Below are 18,371 nucleotides of genomic sequence, written 5' to 3' on the forward strand. Positions count from 1 at the left end.
AATGATTAATAAAAATTATTTGAAAAAATCCATATTGTTTATCTTACTTCTTTTTGTTTCGTGCGATAAAGAAGTTTCAGTAAGTGAGCCTCAAACATATGAGACAGGAAAAGCAAAAATATTTATCTCAACCACTCCTGCCAAAGCAACAATTTATGTTGATGATAAAAACTTTGGTCTAACAACACCGGATACTGTTAAATGGCTTTCTGAAGGCGAACATAAATTTACCTTAAAATTAGAACCTTTTCTTGATTTCACTTTTAATGCAATTGTAAAAAATGAATCAGTTACTATTGAAAATTATAATTACTATACTGATTATAGAAATTTCGGTTCAATTAAATTTAGTTCCAAACCAGATAGTTGCACAATTTATTTTAACGATTCATTGCTGAGTTTTAAAACACCTTATACAATTACAAACTTAATTCCGGCAACTTACAAAGTTAAATATTCATATCCGGAACATAGGTCCGACAGCACAAATATATTTGTTTATGCGGGAAAACAATCTCTTGTACATATGAACTTAGCGGATACTACCGTTTGGGTTACCTATAATAAAGATAATTCATTTATTCCGGATAACACAATAAACGATATTATGTTTGATGATAACAATAAAATGTGGATTGCTACATGGCATAGTGGTATTGTTACAAATAGAACCGGAGCTTGGGAAAATTTACTAAAAGAAAACTCAAACTTACCGGGCAATATTGTTCATAGACTTAAAAAGGATAAATTAAATAATATTTGGGCAGCGACTTATTTTGGATTAGCCAAAATTACCAAAAACAATATTATACAATTTACAACGTTGAATTCTAAAATTCCTGATAATTACGTAAGCGACTTAGATTTTGACGACTTACAAAATATTTGGGTTGGAACTCAAAAAGGTGTTTCCAAATTCGACGGGTTTGAAAGCTGGACAACCTACAAAACTTCCAGTTCAAGTATTCCGGCTGATTTTATTACTGCCGTTGAAATTGATTTAAATAATAATTTGTGGATTGGTACAAATAATTTCAATACAATAACTTTTGACGGCTTAAGCAATTGGACAAGCTATCAATCCGATACAAGTCCGATTGGCGATAGTGTAAATGATTTACTTTTTGATATTAACAATGTTTTGTGGATTGGGTTAACAACAGATCTTAAAAGCGGTAAATACGGCGGCGTTTATGTTTTGGAAAATAATTCAATGAAGGAAATTGATTTGGGATTGTCAAATAAATATATAAAAAAATTTTATTATGACGATGCTAATACTATGTGGATTGGAACAAGAGGCGGTTTGGTTGAAGCAAAATCAATGGATAATTTTAAATTATATACTTCATCAAATTCCAAATTACCAATAAACGACATTCTTTGTATTGCAAAAGATAATGCCGGTAATATGTGGTTTGGAACCAATGGAAGAGGTTTAATAAAATATAAAATTTGGAAAGATAACTAAGCTTCCAAAATTTTATCTACTACAATTTTTGAACCTTCTTCACTTATAACAATTATCTTTGTTTCTTTTTGAATATAACTTCCTGAAGTTACAACATCAATTCGTTTATTCTCAATTAACGCAATGCCACTAGGACGAAGGTCCGTTAATGCGACACCTGATTTGCCTAATAAACCTTTTACTTTTTCATCGGCGGCATAACCAGATTTTTCGTCAATGTTTTTATGAAGAATTAAATGTCCCCACATTTCTGATTTTGGTAAAAATTTAACCAAAGTAAAGAAAACCATTATTGTTAACACCAAAGTTGAGGCAAGTTGAATAATCGCTGTAGAAATTATATCTCCATCGATAAGCGGAAAATCAGAAATCAATCCAAGAAATAAACTTGATATAATTAAAACAATGCCTATTATTCCTGTAACTCCAAATCCCGGAATTACAAAAATCTCAACGAGTAAGAAAATTAATCCCACAATAAAAATAAGAATTTCAATAATAGACGCTAATTCTAGAATATAACCAGAGCCAAAAAATAATGCCAAAGCAATTACAGCAGCGGTGCCCGGAAATCCCCAGCCGGGTGTTTTAATTTCTGTAAACAATCCAACTAATGCAACCATTAATAATAACGAAGTAATAATTGGATTATTTAAAAACCTAATAAAGTCTTCAGCCCAATTACTGTTGAAATTTACAATTTCAGCTTTTGCAAAATCTTCTGAATTCAAAAAGGTATTAAAATCGGAAAAAATTGAATCAGCAATTCCGTATTTAAGCGCTTCTGTGGAAGTCAATGTAATTAACTTTGTGCTGTCATCACCTAATTCGGAGACTACAATTCTTTCATCAACCATACCTTCAGCAATATCGGTTCTTCTGCCATTTTTTTCTGCAGTGGATCTCATTTCAGCGCGCATATAACTTTGTGCTTTTTCAGATTGTTTGCCGCCGGATTCATCAACAACGGTTGTTGCTCCTATTGATGATCCCGGGACCATAAAAATTTCTTCACAAGATAGTGAAATCAAAGCGCCGGCTGATATAGCTCTTTTATCAATAAAAGCAATTGTTTTAACTTTACTATTAATTATTGCATCTTTTATCTGCGTAGCCGCGTCTACTCTTCCGCCGAATGTGTTTATTTTAAAAATTATTGCATCCGCTGAATTATTTTCGGCTTCATGAACTACTCTCTTTACAAATGGCGCTAAACCTAAATCAATCATTCCATCAATTTCTGCCACATAAACTTTTTTTTGCGCAATATTTTCATTTGCAATAAACGCTAAAACAAAAAATAAGAATAATATCTTCTTCACTTTATCATCTCCGGAAAAAATTTAATGAAATATATAAAAAAGTTTGGAATGAATTTCAATGCGGTTGCATATGAATTAAAATTTGAATTGATTATTGAATAATTAAATCCCGATAAAAATCGGGATTTAAATTTATTGATGATTAACTTTCCTTTGAGGATACAACTTGACCAATTGCGCTTCTTTCCATTTTGATTTTTACGTTGTTGCCAACATCGACAAGAACTGTATTATCTTCAAGTCCGGCAACTGTTCCGTGAATTCCGCTTCCGGTAATTATTTTATCGCCTTTTTTCAAACTATTCAGCAGCGCGTCTCGTTCTTTTGCTTTTTTCTGCTGCGGTCTAATGATCATAAAATAAAAAATTGCGAAAATTGCACCAAACATAATTAAGGTGCTGATCATACTTCCGCCGCCGTTTTGTCCTTGAGGCGCCATGGCAAAAAGTAGGTTCATTTATTCCTCCATATTTGAATTTATATTTATTGATAATTTACTAATAATTTTTTCTTTCCACTTTAAAAAAGTACCTTCAATAATTTTTTCTCTGGCTGTATTTGTTAAATTTATATAAAAAGTTAAATTATGAATTGAAGCAAGCTCTAACGCTAAAATTTCTTTTGAAACAAATAAGTGTCGTAAATATGATTTTGAAAAATTTTGGCAAGTATAACAATTGCACTCTGGATCGATTATAGTAAAGTCATTTTTATGTATAGCGTTGCGCATGCTTAATATTCCTTGACTTGTAAACAAGTACGCATTTCTCGCGTTTCTTGTAGGCATTACGCAATCAAACATGTCAATTCCACGTTCAATTGATTCAAGAATATTTTCCGGTCTTCCAACACCCATTAGATATCTGGGTTTATTCTTAGGTAAAAAATCAGTGGTGAAATTTGTTATATCATACATTTGCTCAGCGGGTTCACCGACCGCCAAACCGCCGATGGCATAGCCGTCAAAACCTATATCTGTTAAATCTTTTGCTGATCTCTCTCTTAGATCTTTATATACACTGCCTTGCACAATTCCAAATAAGAATTGTTTATGTCCATATTTGGGATTTGAATTTACAAAAGCTTCTTTATTTAAAATTGCCCAATCAGAAGTAAGTTTGCACGATTTTTCGGCGTATTCATATTCACAAGGATAAGGAGTGCATTCATCCAAAACCATCATTATATCGGAACCGATTATTCTTTGTATCTCAATTACTTTTTGAGGTGTAAAAAAATGTTTAGAGCCATCCAAATGTGATTTAAACTCAACGCCATCATTTTTTAATTTCCGCAAATCTGACAAGCTAAATATCTGAAATCCTCCGCTATCGGTAAGCAAGGCATTTTGCCAGTTCATAAATTGATGAAGACCGCCGGCATTTTCAAGAATTTCCGTTCCTGGTCTTAAATAAAGATGATATGTATTTCCAAGAATTATTGATGCCTTAATTTCATCCTTTAAAATTCTTTGTGAAACAGCTTTAACGGTTCCCTGCGTTCCAACGGGCATAAATCGCGGAGTTTCAATAATTCCATGATCAGTTTCTAAATAACCGGCACGTGCTTTGGAGTTTTTATCTTCAGCTAGTAAAGTAAAATTCACTATTTTCCTAAAAATTTTTGTAAAAATAAGGAAATCTTAGATTAGATATTTATAGATAAAGAATTTATTTTAAGGAGTAGCGCGTACGGGATTCGAACCCGTGGTCTCCGCCTTGAGAGGGCGGCGTCCTAAGCCAACTAGACGAACGCGCCAAATTTTACTACAATTTCAAATTATTTTATTTTCCTTTAGCCACTTGTAACCATTTATCGTCTTAAAATATTTTTCCCTTTTCATTGCTTCTTTTCATGTCTCATATTTTTCAAAATAGTGTAAAACATATGGTCTATGCCCCTTTGTATATTTCACACTGCCAGAATTATGTACTAAAATTCTCGCATCTAAATTTTGAGTTGAACCATAATAAAACGTATTATCTTTTTGACTTTTTAAAATATATGTAAAGTACATATTTGAAAAATAATTTTTATTAACTTATGTACGGGATTCCTCCGAAGGAGTCCCTTTGGGAGAACTCGTGATCTCCGCCTTGAGAGGGCGGCGTCCTAAGCCAACTAGACGAACGCGCTAAATTTTATATAAGAAATATAATTATTATTGAAAATCATAACTACATTATTTTTGCATTTTAAATGCAATTTCTAAAATAAAAATTAATACTTATCTTCCAAATATGAATTATTTACCCTTAAGCTGGACAGTAAGCGAAAATTACTTATTTAATAATACAGTACAATCTACCAAATATTGCTGGTTAAGTGAAGTAAGTATTCAAAAAAACAAGGATATTACAACTTCATTTCAATCTATCTTTGAAAATTATTCCTCTAATGTTATTATAAAAGGATGCAATACAGAAATTAAAAATATTCTTGAAAAAAGAGGCTTTGCATCAATGCAATTAGGTTTAGAAGCAGTAATTGATACTAATTGTAATACTTTTGAAAAAAAGTCGCTACTAAAACTTGTAAACAGAGGATTAAAAAAAGGCGAAATTATCAAATTAAATTATTCTGAAGAAAACAAATCGCTTTTAAATGAATTTTTAAAAACATATCACCACGCAAAAGAGCCTCAGCTTAAAAATTTATTCATTACAAAATTCAACCCCGGAAATAAATTGTATGTTTTAAAGAAAGATAAACATTGGCTTGGCGCTGTTTTGGTTTCAAATAACTCAATTGATAAAATACATACTGAATTGATTTTACGTACGCACAATTCTCCAGTTGGCACAATTGAATCAATTATTTACGCAATATACAACGATACAGTCAAACAAAATATACGTTATCTAAGTCTTGGTGAAGTACCTTTCATAAATCAAATTAATTATTCAAGTGATAGCCTGTATACAATTCTTTCAACAATTAGCGGCCGATTTTTAAAATTTGCTTACAATTATAAAGGCTTGCAAAACTTCAAAGCAAAATTTAACCCAATGTGGGAACCTGTTTATATTTGTACGTCGAAAAAAATTTCATTTCGATTATTACTATTTTTATTGGTCGAATCAAATTTTCTACAATTAATTTATTATAAATTAGTTTCTAAAAATAACATATTTTAGATTTTTTTTTACAAACTTGACTTTAATAAGACCTAATTGTAATTTTATTTCAAAATTTATAAGTGATATGTTAACAGAATTTGGTAAAGTTTTTGTTTTTATTATATTGGCTGGTGCTTTCGTAGGTATTGCAATATTTGCCGCAATGTTAATCCGTCCAAAACGTCCTTCATATGAAAAAACTCAAATTTATGAATGCGGAGAAAACCCTGAAGGTTCGCCTTGGGTAAAGTTCAACATTAGGTTTTATGTCGTTGCCTTAATATTCTTAATTTTTGACGTAGAAATTGTTTTACTTTTTCCTTGGGCATTAACCTATAAAAATTTTGGATTTATTGGATTTGCTGCCGGTGCGGTATTTTTGCTTATTTTATTTTTGGGAATGATTTACGAGTGGAAAAAAGGTGATTTGGAATGGGCTCGTCCCAATATTGAAAGACTTGACCTTAAAAAGTTATTGGAAAATAAAGTTCAAAATACTTCTACAGAAAAAGAAATTTAATTATGGGTTTATTAGATCAAGAATTTAGCGACAGTAATATTGTAATTACGAAATCGGAAGATTTACTTAATTGGGCTCGTCTTTCCTCTCTATGGCAGTTAAGTTTTGGTTTAGCATGCTGTGCAATTGAAATGATGGCAACTTCCGCTTCTCATTATGATTTTGACAGATTTGGAGTTATTCCCCGACCTTCGCCGAGGCAAGCCGATGTAATTTTAATTTCCGGAACGGTTACGTTAAAAATGGCAACCAGAATAAAAAGATTATATGAACAAATGCCTGATCCAAAATATATAATTTCAATGGGAAGCTGCGCAAACTGCGGCGGACCATATTGGGAACATGGCTATCATGTGTTAAAAGGAATTGATAGAGTAATTCCCGTTGATGTTTACGTACCGGGATGCCCTCCAAGACCTGAAGCGCTATTGGAAGGTTTATTGAAGTTACAAGAAAAAATACGAAATGAAAGATTGAGAAAAACAGCATGACAACCGATGAAATTCTAGAGATGCTAAAAGCAAAATTTCCTGAATATTCTTTCAGTCTGGATAATTCTCTTCCTATCGATTCATTTATTATTGTTGAGGCATTAAACTTAAAGGAAGTTTGCAAATTTTTAAGAGATGATGAGAAATTACAATTTGATAACTTAATGAACTTATCGGGTGTAGATGATAACAATGCAAAAAAAGAGAAAGATGAAAACGGCATTGAAAAATTAGTAGGCAGAACCTTAAGTGTATATTATCATATTGAATCGATGCAGCTTAACCAAAAAGTTAATTTAAAAGTTTCGATGCCGATAGAAAAACCGGAAGTTGATTCAGTGGAATCTGTGTGGAAATGCGCCGATTGGCATGAAAGAGAAGCATTTGACATGTTTGGTATAATTTTCTTAAATCACCCTAATCTTATAAGAATTTTAATGCCTTATGACTGGGAAGAAGGAAGTTATCCACTTAGAAAAGATTTTGAAACGCCGGAATTTTACAACGGAATGAAAATACCGTATTAATTATAAAATTTAATTAAAGGCTTTGCAAAAGTTTAATAATGATTTTATAAAAAATAGATTTATAAAAATATTTAGGGCAAATTACTGAGATAAAAAATTGAAATGACTTTAAGGTTATAATTATCTTAAAATAAATATTTTCAGTCATTTATCTCACCTTTAACGAAAGAATGGCACTACGAACTGAAGAAATGGTTTTAAATATGGGACCTCAACACCCTTCAACACATGGGGTTTTGAGATTGGAACTTGAAATTGAAGGCGAACTTGTAAAAAACGTAATCCCTCATATTGGTTATCTGCATAGATGTTTCGAAAAGCATTGTGAAGTAATGACCTATCCTCAAGTTGTTCCTTATACAGATAGAATGGATTATTTGGCGTCAATGTATAATAATTTTGGATATGCCGTTGCCGTTGAAAGATTATTAGATATTAAAGTTCCCGATAGAGTTGAATATATTAGAGTAATTGTCGGTGAATTGCAGAGAATTGCATCGCATATGGTTGCACTCGGTACTTACGGCGTTGATATGGGGGCGTTTACTCCCTTCTTATTTTTATTTGCCGAACGTGAGAAAATACTTACAATATTTGAAGAAACCTGCGGCGCTCGACTTTTATATAACTACATTTGGGTTGGCGGACTATCACACGATATTCATCCTGATTTTGTTAGAAAGACAAAAGATTTTGTTAGAGATTTTAAACCAAGAATTGTTGAACTTAATAACTTATTATCTTATAACAAGATTTTTATTGAAAGAACTGCTAATATTGGAATTTTACCGGCAGATGTTGCAATTAATTACGGTATAACTGGTCCTAACTTAAGAGCCAGCGGAATAAAATGGGATCTGCGTAAAAACGATCCTTATTCAATTTACGATAAATTTGATTTTGAAATTCCGGTTGGTGAAGGTTTAAAAGGAACCGTTGGTGATTGCTGGGACAGATATTATATTCGTGTTCTTGAGATGGAACAAAGTTTAAAAATTATTGAACAAGCAATAGATAATATTCCTGAAGGAAATGTACAAGAAGCAATTCCCAAAAGGATTAAACCGCCTAAAGGTACAGTTTATTCAAGAGTTGAAAACCCAAAAGGTGAATTGGGTTATTTTATTATCAGCGATGGAAATGTAAATCCCTTTAGAGTAAAAGTACGTGCGCCTTCATTTGTTAATATGGAAGTTTTAGGCGAATTGTGTAAAGGTCATTTTGTTGCGGATGTAATTGCAATTTTAGGTAGTATTGATGTAGTATTAGGAGAAATAGACAGATAATGTACGATTTTTTAACTGATATTTTCGGAAATCAAATTTTAGCCTTTTTTATTGCAGCAGCTCTGCCGCTATTCTTATTTATTTTACCTTATGCTTTGTTGGCGGTTTTAGCTGAAAGAAAAGTTTCCGCACATATGCAGGATAGACTTGGACCCATGCGTACCGGTTATCATGGAATTCTTCAAACAGTTGCGGATATATTAAAACTAATTCAAAAAGAAGATATTGTAGCAAATTCTATTGATAAAAGATTATTCAACTTTGCACCCTACTTAGTTTTTATGGGAAGTTTTGCCGCTTTCGCAGTACTTCCTTTTTCAAGTTTCTTTATGGGCAGTTCAATTGATATTGGTCTTTTTTACTTTTTAGCTGTTTCAAGTTTTGTTGTTGCCGGAATTTTAATGGGCGGATGGTCATCCAATAATAAGTATTCTCTGCTCGGTTCAATGCGATCTGTCTCTCAAATTATCAGCTATGAAATTCCAACAGCCATTGTTGTACTTACTATGGTTATGCTTACAAGTACATTAAATTTAAATACAATTACAAATGAACAAACAGCTTATTTTTGGAATTGGAATATATTGGGCGGATCCCATCCGTTAATTGCAAAATTATTGTTAATTCCTTTAATGATAGGCGCTTTTATAATAATTTTTATTAGCACACTTGCTGAAGTTAATCGTACACCATTTGATATACCTGAAGCCGAATCTGAATTGGTGGCAGGATTTTTTACCGAATACAGCGGAATGAAATTCGCGATGTTTTTCTTGGCTGAATACGCCAATATGCTCGCTGTTTCATTTTTAATAACTGTATTATTTTTCGGCGGTTATCATTCTCCTTTTGGCTACCTTGGAAATACTTTGGGAGTTGAATGGTTAGTTCCTATTGAACAAGCATTTTGGTTCGCTTTTAAAGGATTAACATTTGTAATAGTTCAAATGTGGCTTAGATGGACTTTACCAAGATTAAGAGTTGATCAGTTAATGACAGTTTGCTGGAAATACCTAATTCCCTATTCAATTGCAATTTTATTACTAGTTGGTTTGATAACTTTAATTTAAGATATGAAAGAATATTTCAAAAATACGTTTGATGCAATTTACACCGTTTTGGTTGGAATGAAAATAACATTTAAACACCTTTTTGTTCCATCTGTAACAATTCAATATCCGGATGTAAAACCTCAAATGCCAGAAAGAGCAAGAAATAGACTTTTTGTTAATATGGATGATTGCATTGGCTGCGATCAATGCGCAAGAGCCTGTCCGGTAAATTGTATTTCAATAGAAACTTTAAAATCTACACCGGATGATAGTCCGGGCGAAACCTCACAAGGCAAGAAAAAAGCTTTATGGGTTACAAAATTTGATATTGATATTGCAAAATGCTGCTTCTGTTCACTTTGCGTCTATCCTTGTCCAACAGAGTGCATTAAAATGACTCAAGTTTATGAATTTTCCGAATTTGACAGAAATGATCTCTTATACAGATTCGCAGTAATGACACCTGAAGAAATTACAGATAAACAAAATAAATTTGACGTTTTTACCGCCGCAAAAGAAGCAGAAAAATTAGCCGCTGCCAAAGCAAAAGCTGATAAGCCGAAACCGGCAGCTGAAAAAAAGATTGAACCTAATACTGATAAAAAATCAGAGTAAATTATAGAATGGAATTATACGATTTAATTTTTTACTTATTTGCCATAATTACTATTGTATCGGCGGTAATTGTTGTTAATGCGCGCAATATCGTTCACGCGGCTTATAGTTTGCTGCTTACTTTTTTCGGAGTTTCGGGTATTTATGTTTTACTTGGCGCCGATTTTCTTGCCATAGTACAAATCATGGTTTATGTTGGCGGAATTCTTATTTTATTACTTTTTGGCGTAATGTTGACAAATAAAATTACAAATGTAGAGATCAGATCAGGATCGTTTCAAGTATTGCCAGCGGTTATTGGGTTGGCTGCTTTTGCCGCAATTTTATTCGGTGTTATGACATCAACTAATTGGAAATCGCAAAGTTTTGATATCCCAAATACAACATCTTTTGATTTAGGTAAATTACTTATTAGTGAATATATTCTTGTTTTTGAACTGCTTGGAATTTTACTTTTAGTTGCGCTTATCGGCGCAGCTTCAATCGCAAGAAGAGATAAGGAATAAAATAGTGGAAGTTGGATTAAATCATTTTTTAGCTGTTAGTGTTGCTTTGTTTTCTCTTGGACTTTACGGTGTTGTTACTAGGAAAAATGCCGTTATGGTTTTAATGGGAGTTGAGTTAATTCTAAATTCGGCAAATATTAATTTTGTTGCGTTTTCTAAGTTCGGAAATTTTAGTATTGACGGACAATTATATGCATTGTTTGTTATTATACTTGCCGCAGCCGAAGCCGCTATTGCTTTAGCAATTGTGCTTAATATTTATAAAAGATTTTCAAATGTTAATGTTGATGAAATAAATAACCTCAAAGAATAGTATGTCAGAATTTACAAATATTAATATTTCGCTAATTATACTTTTACTTCCACTTTTTGGATTTTTTATAGTCTTATTCTTTGGTAAAAGATTTCCAAAATTGTATTTAGCTGAAGTCGCTATAATAACATTAGCTTTCATTTTATCATTGGTTATAGGATTTTCTAAATTAACAACGTATCTGCACCAAGATATTTTGTTCTCTTTCACGTGGATCGATTTTGGAAACGTACCTAATATTGGAAAGCTTACATTTGATCTGGGAATTAAAATTGATAATCTGACCGTGATAATGCTGTTTGTCGTTAATTTGATAAGTATGCTCGTGCACGTATATTCAATGGAATATTTGAAGGGAGATAAAAGATATACAAGATATTTTGCATACTTGGGAATTTTTACATTTTCTATGTTGGGAATTGTCCTTACTGATAATTTACTTATGATGTACATATTCTGGGAATTAGTAGGATTATCTTCATATCTTTTAATTGGGTTCTGGTATGAAAAAAAATCCGCTTCAGACGCCGGAAAGAAAGCATTCCTTACGAATAGAATCGGTGATATTGGAATGTTCATTGGGATTTTAATTTTACTTACAAATTATCATACATTTTCTTTTGATAAAATATATGCGCAAATATCAAGCGGAATTTTACCTTTTGGTAGTGAATCTTGGTTAACTGCGGCGGGAATTTTAGTTTTCATGGGTGCGGTTGGAAAATCGGCTCAATTCCCTCTTCATGTTTGGCTTCCCGATGCAATGGAAGGTCCAACTCCAGTAAGCGCGCTAATTCATGCTGCAACAATGGTTGCGGCGGGCGTTTATTTGGTTGCAAGAATTTTTGTTATGTTAACTGCCGACGCTATGCTGGTAATTGCAGTGATTGGCGCGGTAACTTCTTTATTTGCGGCAACAATTGCATTAACTCAAAACGATATTAAAAAAGTTTTAGCTTATTCAACTGTAAGTCAGCTAGGTTACATGGTAATGTCTCTTGGCGTTGGAGCTTATACTTTCGCGTTTTTCCATTTAGTTACGCACGCATTCTTCAAAGCGTGTTTATTCTTGGGCTCAGGTTCTGTTATCCATGCAATGCATCATGAACAAGATATAAGAGAAATGGGCGGACTTAGAAAAAAGATGCCTATTACTTATTATACATTTTTAATTTCTACATTGGCTATTTCAGGTGTGCCTTTAACTTCAGGATTTTTAAGTAAAGACGGAATACTGGCGGGAACACTCGCTTTTGGTGAATTAACGGGACATTGGTTAATTCCTATTATGGGGTTTTTAGTTGCGTTCCTAACCGCATTTTATATGTTTAGATTGGTTATACTTACATTCCATGGCGAACCTAGGAATCATCATAAATACGATCATGCGCATGAATCGCCTTTTGTAATGGTTATGCCTCTTGTAGTTTTAAGCACATTGTCAATATTTTTCTGGTATACTCCAAATCCGGTTTCACCGGATACAGGATGGTTTGCAGGAAGTTGGATCACAACACCACATACAGTCGTTCCGGCTACTTCAAGTTTTGATTTTATGGTAAATGATACCGCAGAATCTGCAAGCATATCCGAGCACGGCAATATCATGCATTCGGAAAAATACATGCACGCGATGCACTGGGCACATTATCCAGCTATGATATTATCATTAGTGCTTGCATCACTCGGAATTCTATTAGCATTTACTATGTACCATTGGAATAAAATTTCTCCAGATAAAATTGCCGATAAAATTAAAAAACTTTATAACGGCTCGCTGCATAAATGGTATATAGATGAAATTTATAATGCCACATTCATAGGCGGAACTCTAAAATTAAGTGAAATCTTATCATGGTTTGATAAATGGATAATTGATGGGATTGTTAATGGTTCGGCTACCGTTACAAGATTTTTATCGAAACTAAGTAATTTATTTGATTCATATGTTGTTGACGGCTTGGTAAACGGTACCGCTTTATTTAGTGGTTTTATTGGATTTAATTTTAAGAAATTACAAACCGGAAAGGTTCAAACATATATCGTTTTGGTTGTTTTCTCAATTATACTTTTGTTTTTCATAATTGGACCTTTTTAGAAAAGTTTAAAAAAATAAGGTAACAAGTTATAATGAATGGAATTCCACTTTTATCATTAATTACTTTTCTACCAGTTATTGGAATGTTGATTATTTTATTCATTCCCGGAAAATTGGTAAAAGAAATTAAAATTACTTCATTGGTAATAACGTTTTTACAGATTATTATTGCCGTAATGTTGTTGGCAAATTTTAATTATTCTGCCGGCGGTGTTTATGACGCCAGTTCATTTCAATTCATTGAGAAGTTTAGATGGATTAAAATTACAGGATTATCATGGATTGGTACTGTAAAAGTTGATTATTTCTTAGGCGCAGATGGTCTTAGCATGCCGATGCTTCTTTTAACCGCGTTAGTATCTTTTATTGCTATAATATCTTCTTGGAATATTAATAAATCTGTTAAAGGTTTCTTTGCTCTTTTTTTACTGTTAGATACTGGAATGATGGGAGTTTTTGTCGCGCTAGACTTTTTCCTATTTTACATTTTCTGGGAATTAATGCTTCTTCCAATGTATTTCTTAATCGGAATTTGGGGCGGTCCAAGAAAAGAATATGCAGCTATAAAGTTCTTTATCTATACTTTATTCGGCAGTGTTTTTATGCTGTTGGTTATGATTGCTTTATATTTCAGCGCAAGCGAAACTTTAGCAGACGGAACAACTGTATTTACTTTCAACTTAATCGCTTTGATGGATCCGACAAATTATACAACAAATGGAATTTTATCTCCATTAAATCCAAACAATTTCCGATTCATTGCATATATCGCTTTGTTTGTGGGCTTTGCAATCAAAATACCAATGTTCCCTTTCCATACTTGGCTGCCTGATGCTCACGTTGAAGCTCCGACACCTATCAGCGTTATATTAGCCGGTGTTCTGCTTAAAATGGGAACTTATGGAATTTTAAGAATTAGTTATCCTATATTTCCAGAAATTACAAGAGAATTATCATTTTATATCGCCTTATTCGGTGTAATAAATATTATTTATGGCGCTCTTGTTGCTTTGGCTCAAAAAGATTTTAAAAAATTGATCGCATATTCATCTGTTTCTCATATGGGATATGTTTTACTTGGAATGGCATCAATGACAACTACAGGCATTACCGGAGCAATATTCCAAATGTTTAATCACGGTACAATAACAGCAATGTTATTCTTGATTGTTGGAGTAATTTATGATAGAGCTCATACGAGAGATATAAATGGATTCGGCGGATTGGCAAACAAAATGCCGGTATATACTTTTTTCGTAACTGTTGCATTCTTCGCGGCAATCGGTTTACCAAGTTTATCCGGATTTATTTCAGAAGCATTGGTATTCGTAGGCGCGTTTAGTGTTGCGGAATTAAGAGTTTTAACAATGATTGGTACATTGGGAATTTTGTTTGGCGCTGCTTATATGCTCTGGACATTGCAGCGAATTTTCTTTGGTGAGTTCAATAAAAAATGGGATGATGTTCTGACGGACATTACTTTTAGAGAATATGCAATGTTTATTCCTTTAACTATAATAATTGTGTTTTTAGGAATTTATCCTTCAGCAATGTTGGATATAATGAATACATCTGTTAATTCTCTTGTTCAATTTTTAAGCGAAAATTCGCGTGGATTTACATTAGGCGGAATGTAATAAATAAAATTATTTACTCAGAATTCTGATATAAAAATGTTTGAAAACTTATTTACAGATATTACGTTAATTAGACCTGAAGTAATTGTTTCAATTACTCTAATGGTATTAGTTTTAATCGATTTATTTTATCAAAAAGACAAATCCTTAATTCCATTGGTTGGAATGGTTGGCCTTATTTTAGCTCTATATTATTCGTTAACAGGAATCAATGTAAACTCTCATGCGTTTTTAACCAGTTCTGCAAATAATGATTACGGACTAATTTCAATAGATTCTTATGGAACATATTTTAAGATAATTATTCTGATAGCTTCAATACTTATTATATTGTTTGCCAAAAATTCAGCCGAAATTAAAAAGATTGAAGAAAGATCAGGTGAGTTTTATACTTTGATCTTTGGAATGATTCTAGGCATGTTATTTATGGTTTCTGCTACCGATTTAATTATGATCTATATTTCTGTTGAACTATTATCTTTATCATCTTATGTGTTAGCCGGATTTACTAAACTGCGCGATCGAGATACAGAAGCTTCTTTAAAATACCTTGTTTACGGAGCAACATCATCAGGTTTAATGCTTTTCGGCATTTCTATAATTTATGGGCTTACAGGCAGCACAAATTTGTTTATTATTAATGATATATTTAAATCAACCAGCGTAAATGTTTTAGCTTATTCTTTTTCAATGATTTTAATATTTACCGGAATCGGATTTAAAATATCTGCTGTTCCATTCCATTTTTGGACACCTGACGTTTATGAAGGAGCACCGATTTCAGTTACCGCTTTCCTATCCGTTGCCAGCAAAGCTGCGGGATTTGCGTTGCTGATAAGATTTATCAAAACCACTTTCATGCTCAAGGAAATTAATGGAGTTTGGGTTTTATTAGACGGATTTAACTGGCAGCATTTCATTATAGTTATTTCAATTTTGACAATGACTTTAGGTAATTTTGCCGCATTGTGGCAGGATAACGTAAAGAGGATGCTTGCCTATTCCAGTATTGCTCATGCCGGATATATGCTTTTAGGAATTGCAGTTCTATCCGATCAAGGCTTACTAGCTGTAATGATTTATTTTATGATTTATTTATTGATGAATATAGGTGCTTTTTATATTGTTATGCTTATCTCCAATAGAATTAATTCGGAAGACGTTAATGATTATAACCGTCTTGGTTATGCATCTCCTTTTTTGGGAATAGCTCTAACAATATTTTTAATTTCGCTTACCGGACTTCCGCCAACAGCAGGATTTATTTCAAAACTATATATTTTCTTGGCGCTGCTAGACGCAAAAATGATTTTTGTTGCTGTCATCGCCGTGTTGAATAGTGTTGTTTCGCTTTACTATTATATCAGAATTCTTAAACATATGTTTATTAGTGAATCTGAAAAAGAAATTCAAAAATTTACCATTTCACTTAATGAAATAGTTTTTATTGTAATTCTCTTAATCCCTACATTGCTCCTTGGAGTTTATTTTTCACCTATTGTGGATTTTGCCCAAAGCTGTTTAACTATGTTGGTTAGGTAATTTTTTTATCTCTTGCATAAACAATAATTCTTTGTTATTTTATATACGACAATTTTAGTCGTGTTTATGATAAAAATTTCAAAATCAGTTGAATATTCGATACTTGCGCTTAAATATATTTCCGATCATGGAGACGTTAAAATCAGCAGTTCTACTATTGCCAATGATCTGAATATCCCATATGATCTTTTAGCAAAACTACTTCAGAAGTTGGTTAAAAAAGGAATTATTAAATCAGAGCAAGGAAAGTACGGCGGTTACTCTTTAATTATACCGACTGATAAATTAACAATAATGGAAATCATTACCGCACTTGAAGAAAATATTCAATTAACAAATTGTTCTTTTCAAGAAGCGACAATTGAAAGCTGCGGAAGAATTAATAGTTGTAATATCAGATCCCCTTTTATGAATTTGCAAAACAGAATAAATGAAATGTTTGAGTCGATAACTTTATATGAAATTTCAAATTAACATAGAGACAGCATGAATCCTTTAGAGCATTTAAAAACAAACAAAAACGTTTTTTTCAATTTTATGAAAGAAGATTATCCTCTTTTCAAAAATTCAAATTTATTTTTAAGAGATCTTCAGTACGCGATTAAATCTTATTTTGATATGAAGGAAAACCCGATTAGCTATTCACAAGCGGAAAAAATTGCCAGAGAATTTATTAGTGAATTGAGCTTGACAAACGACTTGCAGCAGATTGACAACAAATCATGGAAATTAAATTTCGAGATTGGATCAAAACAAAAAATCAGTGAATTAGAAGGAAGGTTAAATGAACAACTTAACTGACACCAGTTCAACTATAACAATTTCAGAAAAAGCTCTTAAGCAAGTAAAACAAATTATGAGCGAAAACAATATTCCCCATAATTATGCGTTAAGAATTAGCATAAAAGGCGGAGGCTGTTCAGGATTTACATATAATCTTGGTTTCGACGGCGATGAAAAAGACGGTGATACATTTTTTGAGAATCAAGATCTTAGAATTGTTGTTGATGGAAAAAGCCTATTCTATTTAATGGGAACACAACTCGATTTCAGTGACGGTTTAAACGGAAGAGGTTTTATATTTAATAATCCTAACGCTGCAAAAACCTGCGGCTGCGGAGAATCTTTTGGAGTATAAAATGAAACGGAAACAATTTTTATTATCACTCGGCTTACTGCCATTTATAAATAAATTTTCAAGTAATAAAATGAATAATAAAATAAGGAGTAATAAAATGAGCAAATTTGAATTGCCTGCATTACCATATGATTTCAATGCACTTGAACCATATATTGATGCAAGAACAATGGAAATTCATCACGGAAAACATCACGCAGCTTATGTAAATAATTTAAATGCTGCTATTGCAGGTACAGATATGGAAGGCAAATCATTGGAAGATTTAATGTCGAATATTTCTAAATATCCTGCAGCAGTAAGAAATAACGGCGGCGGACATTTTAATCATTCATTATTTTGGACAATAATGGGAAAAGGCAAAGGCGGAGCGCCTTCAGGTAAATTATCAGAAGCTATTAATGCCGATTTTGGCTCATTCGATAGTTTCAAAGAAGCTTTTTCAAAAGCTGGCGCAACAAGATTCGGTTCGGGCTGGGCTTGGCTTATTGTATCAAATGGCAAATTAGTTGTTTCTTCTACTCCAAATCAAGATAATCCTTTGATGGATTTAGCAGAAGTTAAAGGAACTCCAATATTAGGTTTAGATGTTTGGGAACATGCTTATTATCTTCATTATCAAAATAGAAGACCTGATTATATAACTGCTTTTTGGAATGTTGTTGATTGGGATGCCGTTGCAAAACGTTTTAATGAAGCAAAGTAATTAGATTATTTATTTAAAGGGTTTAATT

Annotated in this window: 21 protein-coding genes and 2 tRNA genes; 17 read left to right on the forward strand and 6 right to left on the reverse strand. The window is 32.5% G+C overall.

Going from position 1 to position 18,371, the window contains the following annotated elements; genetic code table 11:
• Position 1 precedes the first annotated feature (1 nt).
• On the forward strand, positions 2-1,471 hold the full coding sequence (locus IPK06_07780) for a PEGA domain-containing protein (protein ID MBK7979893.1): 1,470 nt from the start codon (positions 2-4) through the stop codon (positions 1,469-1,471).
• On the opposite strand, the gene IPK06_07785 is transcribed toward IPK06_07780, so the two are convergent.
• The 6 genes from IPK06_07785 to IPK06_07810 form a co-directional block, all read right to left on the reverse strand.
• A complete protein-coding gene (locus IPK06_07785; GenBank protein ID MBK7979894.1) occupies positions 1,468-2,700 on the reverse strand; it encodes a nodulation protein NfeD in 1,233 nt (410 codons plus the stop codon). The genes IPK06_07780 and IPK06_07785 overlap by 4 nt on opposite strands.
• 235 nt (positions 2,701-2,935) lie before the next feature.
• Positions 2,936-3,250: a preprotein translocase subunit YajC gene (gene yajC, locus IPK06_07790; GenBank protein MBK7979895.1), complete on the reverse strand. Its 315-nt coding sequence runs from the start codon at positions 3,248-3,250 to the stop codon at positions 2,936-2,938.
• A complete protein-coding gene (tgt, locus tag IPK06_07795; GenBank protein MBK7979896.1) occupies positions 3,251-4,399 on the reverse strand; it encodes a tRNA guanosine(34) transglycosylase Tgt in 1,149 nt (382 codons plus the stop codon).
• A gap of 77 nt (positions 4,400-4,476) precedes the next feature.
• Positions 4,477-4,551 (reverse strand) — tRNA-Glu (locus IPK06_07800).
• Between the two features lie 94 nt (positions 4,552-4,645).
• Positions 4,646-4,810 (reverse strand): GIY-YIG nuclease family protein, encoded by a 165-nt coding sequence (locus IPK06_07805; protein MBK7979897.1) that lies wholly within the window; start codon positions 4,808-4,810, stop codon positions 4,646-4,648.
• A 24-nt stretch (positions 4,811-4,834) separates the two neighbouring features.
• Positions 4,835-4,924, reverse strand: a tRNA-Glu gene (locus tag IPK06_07810).
• A 109-nt stretch (positions 4,925-5,033) separates the two neighbouring features.
• Between IPK06_07810 and IPK06_07815 the strand changes: the two genes are divergently transcribed.
• From IPK06_07815 to IPK06_07890, 16 genes are all read left to right on the forward strand, one after another.
• Complete coding sequence (locus IPK06_07815) at positions 5,034-5,930, forward strand: DUF2156 domain-containing protein (GenBank protein ID MBK7979898.1); 897 nt, start codon at positions 5,034-5,036, stop codon at positions 5,928-5,930.
• Positions 5,931-5,997: 67 nt separating this feature from the next.
• Positions 5,998-6,432 carry an NADH-quinone oxidoreductase subunit A gene (locus tag IPK06_07820; GenBank protein MBK7979899.1) on the forward strand — a complete coding sequence of 145 codons (435 nt, stop codon included), beginning with the start codon at positions 5,998-6,000 and terminating at the stop codon, positions 6,430-6,432.
• 2 nt (positions 6,433-6,434) lie between these two features.
• Positions 6,435-6,923, forward strand: coding sequence for an NADH-quinone oxidoreductase subunit B (locus IPK06_07825; GenBank protein ID MBK7979900.1), 489 nt, complete (start codon positions 6,435-6,437; stop codon positions 6,921-6,923).
• The gene (locus IPK06_07830; GenBank protein ID MBK7979901.1) at positions 6,920-7,450 is read left to right on the forward strand and encodes an NADH-quinone oxidoreductase subunit C; all 531 of its coding nucleotides are present in this window, start codon (positions 6,920-6,922) and stop codon (positions 7,448-7,450) included. Before IPK06_07825 ends, IPK06_07830 begins: the two co-directional genes overlap by 4 nt.
• Before the next feature lie 170 nt (positions 7,451-7,620).
• On the forward strand, positions 7,621-8,736 hold the full coding sequence (locus tag IPK06_07835) for an NADH-quinone oxidoreductase subunit D (GenBank protein ID MBK7979902.1): 1,116 nt from the start codon (positions 7,621-7,623) through the stop codon (positions 8,734-8,736).
• A complete protein-coding gene (nuoH, locus tag IPK06_07840) occupies positions 8,736-9,806 on the forward strand; it encodes an NADH-quinone oxidoreductase subunit NuoH (GenBank protein MBK7979903.1) in 1,071 nt (356 codons plus the stop codon). The genes IPK06_07835 and nuoH overlap by 1 nt, the downstream gene beginning before the upstream one ends.
• A 3-nt stretch (positions 9,807-9,809) precedes the next feature.
• Positions 9,810-10,403, forward strand: a complete 594-nt coding sequence (locus IPK06_07845) for an NADH-quinone oxidoreductase subunit I (protein MBK7979904.1) — start codon at positions 9,810-9,812, stop codon at positions 10,401-10,403.
• A gap of 8 nt (positions 10,404-10,411) precedes the next feature.
• Positions 10,412-10,909, forward strand: a complete 498-nt coding sequence (locus IPK06_07850) for an NADH-quinone oxidoreductase subunit J (GenBank protein ID MBK7979905.1) — start codon at positions 10,412-10,414, stop codon at positions 10,907-10,909.
• Between the two features lies 1 nt (position 10,910).
• On the forward strand, positions 10,911-11,222 hold the full coding sequence (gene nuoK / locus IPK06_07855; GenBank protein ID MBK7979906.1) for an NADH-quinone oxidoreductase subunit NuoK: 312 nt from the start codon (positions 10,911-10,913) through the stop codon (positions 11,220-11,222).
• Between the two features lies 1 nt (position 11,223).
• Positions 11,224-13,320, forward strand: coding sequence for an NADH-quinone oxidoreductase subunit L (gene nuoL / locus IPK06_07860; GenBank protein MBK7979907.1), 2,097 nt, complete (start codon positions 11,224-11,226; stop codon positions 13,318-13,320).
• Positions 13,321-13,352: 32 nt separating this feature from the next.
• On the forward strand, positions 13,353-14,957 hold the full coding sequence (locus IPK06_07865; GenBank protein MBK7979908.1) for an NADH-quinone oxidoreductase subunit M: 1,605 nt from the start codon (positions 13,353-13,355) through the stop codon (positions 14,955-14,957).
• Positions 14,958-14,993: 36 nt separating this feature from the next.
• Positions 14,994-16,499 carry an NADH-quinone oxidoreductase subunit N gene (locus IPK06_07870; GenBank protein ID MBK7979909.1) on the forward strand — a complete coding sequence of 502 codons (1,506 nt, stop codon included), beginning with the start codon at positions 14,994-14,996 and terminating at the stop codon, positions 16,497-16,499.
• Between the two features lie 66 nt (positions 16,500-16,565).
• Positions 16,566-16,973, forward strand: coding sequence for an Rrf2 family transcriptional regulator (locus IPK06_07875; protein MBK7979910.1), 408 nt, complete (start codon positions 16,566-16,568; stop codon positions 16,971-16,973).
• A 12-nt stretch (positions 16,974-16,985) separates the two neighbouring features.
• A complete protein-coding gene (locus IPK06_07880; GenBank protein MBK7979911.1) occupies positions 16,986-17,300 on the forward strand; it encodes a hypothetical protein in 315 nt (104 codons plus the stop codon).
• The gene (erpA, locus tag IPK06_07885) at positions 17,284-17,637 is read left to right on the forward strand and encodes an iron-sulfur cluster insertion protein ErpA (GenBank protein ID MBK7979912.1); all 354 of its coding nucleotides are present in this window, start codon (positions 17,284-17,286) and stop codon (positions 17,635-17,637) included. The genes IPK06_07880 and erpA overlap by 17 nt, the downstream gene beginning before the upstream one ends.
• A gap of 97 nt (positions 17,638-17,734) precedes the next feature.
• Positions 17,735-18,343, forward strand: a complete 609-nt coding sequence (locus IPK06_07890; protein ID MBK7979913.1) for a superoxide dismutase — start codon at positions 17,735-17,737, stop codon at positions 18,341-18,343.
• Positions 18,344-18,371 lie beyond the last annotated feature (28 nt).

The sequence above is a fragment of the Ignavibacteriota bacterium genome, assembly GCA_016713565.1.
Lineage (GTDB): Bacteria > Bacteroidota > Ignavibacteria > Ignavibacteriales > Melioribacteraceae.

Excerpts from the sequence above, each read along its gene's own strand:
- IPK06_07835 (MBK7979902.1), top strand. The coding sequence starts at position 7,621 with ATGGCACTACGAACTGAAGAAATGGTTTTAAATATGGGACCTCAACAC.
- IPK06_07785 (MBK7979894.1), bottom strand. The coding sequence starts at position 2,700 with ATGATTGATTTAGGTTTAGCGCCATTTGTAAAGAGAGTAGTTCATGAA.
- nuoL (MBK7979907.1), top strand. The coding sequence starts at position 11,224 with ATGTCAGAATTTACAAATATTAATATTTCGCTAATTATACTTTTACTT.
- IPK06_07875 (MBK7979910.1), top strand. The coding sequence starts at position 16,566 with ATGATAAAAATTTCAAAATCAGTTGAATATTCGATACTTGCGCTTAAA.
- yajC (MBK7979895.1), bottom strand. The coding sequence starts at position 3,250 with ATGAACCTACTTTTTGCCATGGCGCCTCAAGGACAAAACGGCGGCGGA.
- IPK06_07820 (MBK7979899.1), top strand. The coding sequence starts at position 5,998 with ATGTTAACAGAATTTGGTAAAGTTTTTGTTTTTATTATATTGGCTGGT.
- IPK06_07880 (MBK7979911.1), top strand. The coding sequence starts at position 16,986 with ATGAATCCTTTAGAGCATTTAAAAACAAACAAAAACGTTTTTTTCAAT.
- IPK06_07845 (MBK7979904.1), top strand. The coding sequence starts at position 9,810 with ATGAAAGAATATTTCAAAAATACGTTTGATGCAATTTACACCGTTTTG.
- nuoH (MBK7979903.1), top strand. The coding sequence starts at position 8,736 with ATGTACGATTTTTTAACTGATATTTTCGGAAATCAAATTTTAGCCTTT.
- IPK06_07805 (MBK7979897.1), bottom strand. The coding sequence starts at position 4,810 with ATGTACTTTACATATATTTTAAAAAGTCAAAAAGATAATACGTTTTAT.
- IPK06_07825 (MBK7979900.1), top strand. The coding sequence starts at position 6,435 with ATGGGTTTATTAGATCAAGAATTTAGCGACAGTAATATTGTAATTACG.
- IPK06_07890 (MBK7979913.1), top strand. The coding sequence starts at position 17,735 with ATGAGCAAATTTGAATTGCCTGCATTACCATATGATTTCAATGCACTT.
- IPK06_07780 (MBK7979893.1), top strand. The coding sequence starts at position 2 with ATGATTAATAAAAATTATTTGAAAAAATCCATATTGTTTATCTTACTT.
- erpA (MBK7979912.1), top strand. The coding sequence starts at position 17,284 with ATGAACAACTTAACTGACACCAGTTCAACTATAACAATTTCAGAAAAA.
- IPK06_07815 (MBK7979898.1), top strand. The coding sequence starts at position 5,034 with ATGAATTATTTACCCTTAAGCTGGACAGTAAGCGAAAATTACTTATTT.
- IPK06_07865 (MBK7979908.1), top strand. The coding sequence starts at position 13,353 with ATGAATGGAATTCCACTTTTATCATTAATTACTTTTCTACCAGTTATT.
- IPK06_07830 (MBK7979901.1), top strand. The coding sequence starts at position 6,920 with ATGACAACCGATGAAATTCTAGAGATGCTAAAAGCAAAATTTCCTGAA.
- IPK06_07870 (MBK7979909.1), top strand. The coding sequence starts at position 14,994 with ATGTTTGAAAACTTATTTACAGATATTACGTTAATTAGACCTGAAGTA.
- IPK06_07850 (MBK7979905.1), top strand. The coding sequence starts at position 10,412 with ATGGAATTATACGATTTAATTTTTTACTTATTTGCCATAATTACTATT.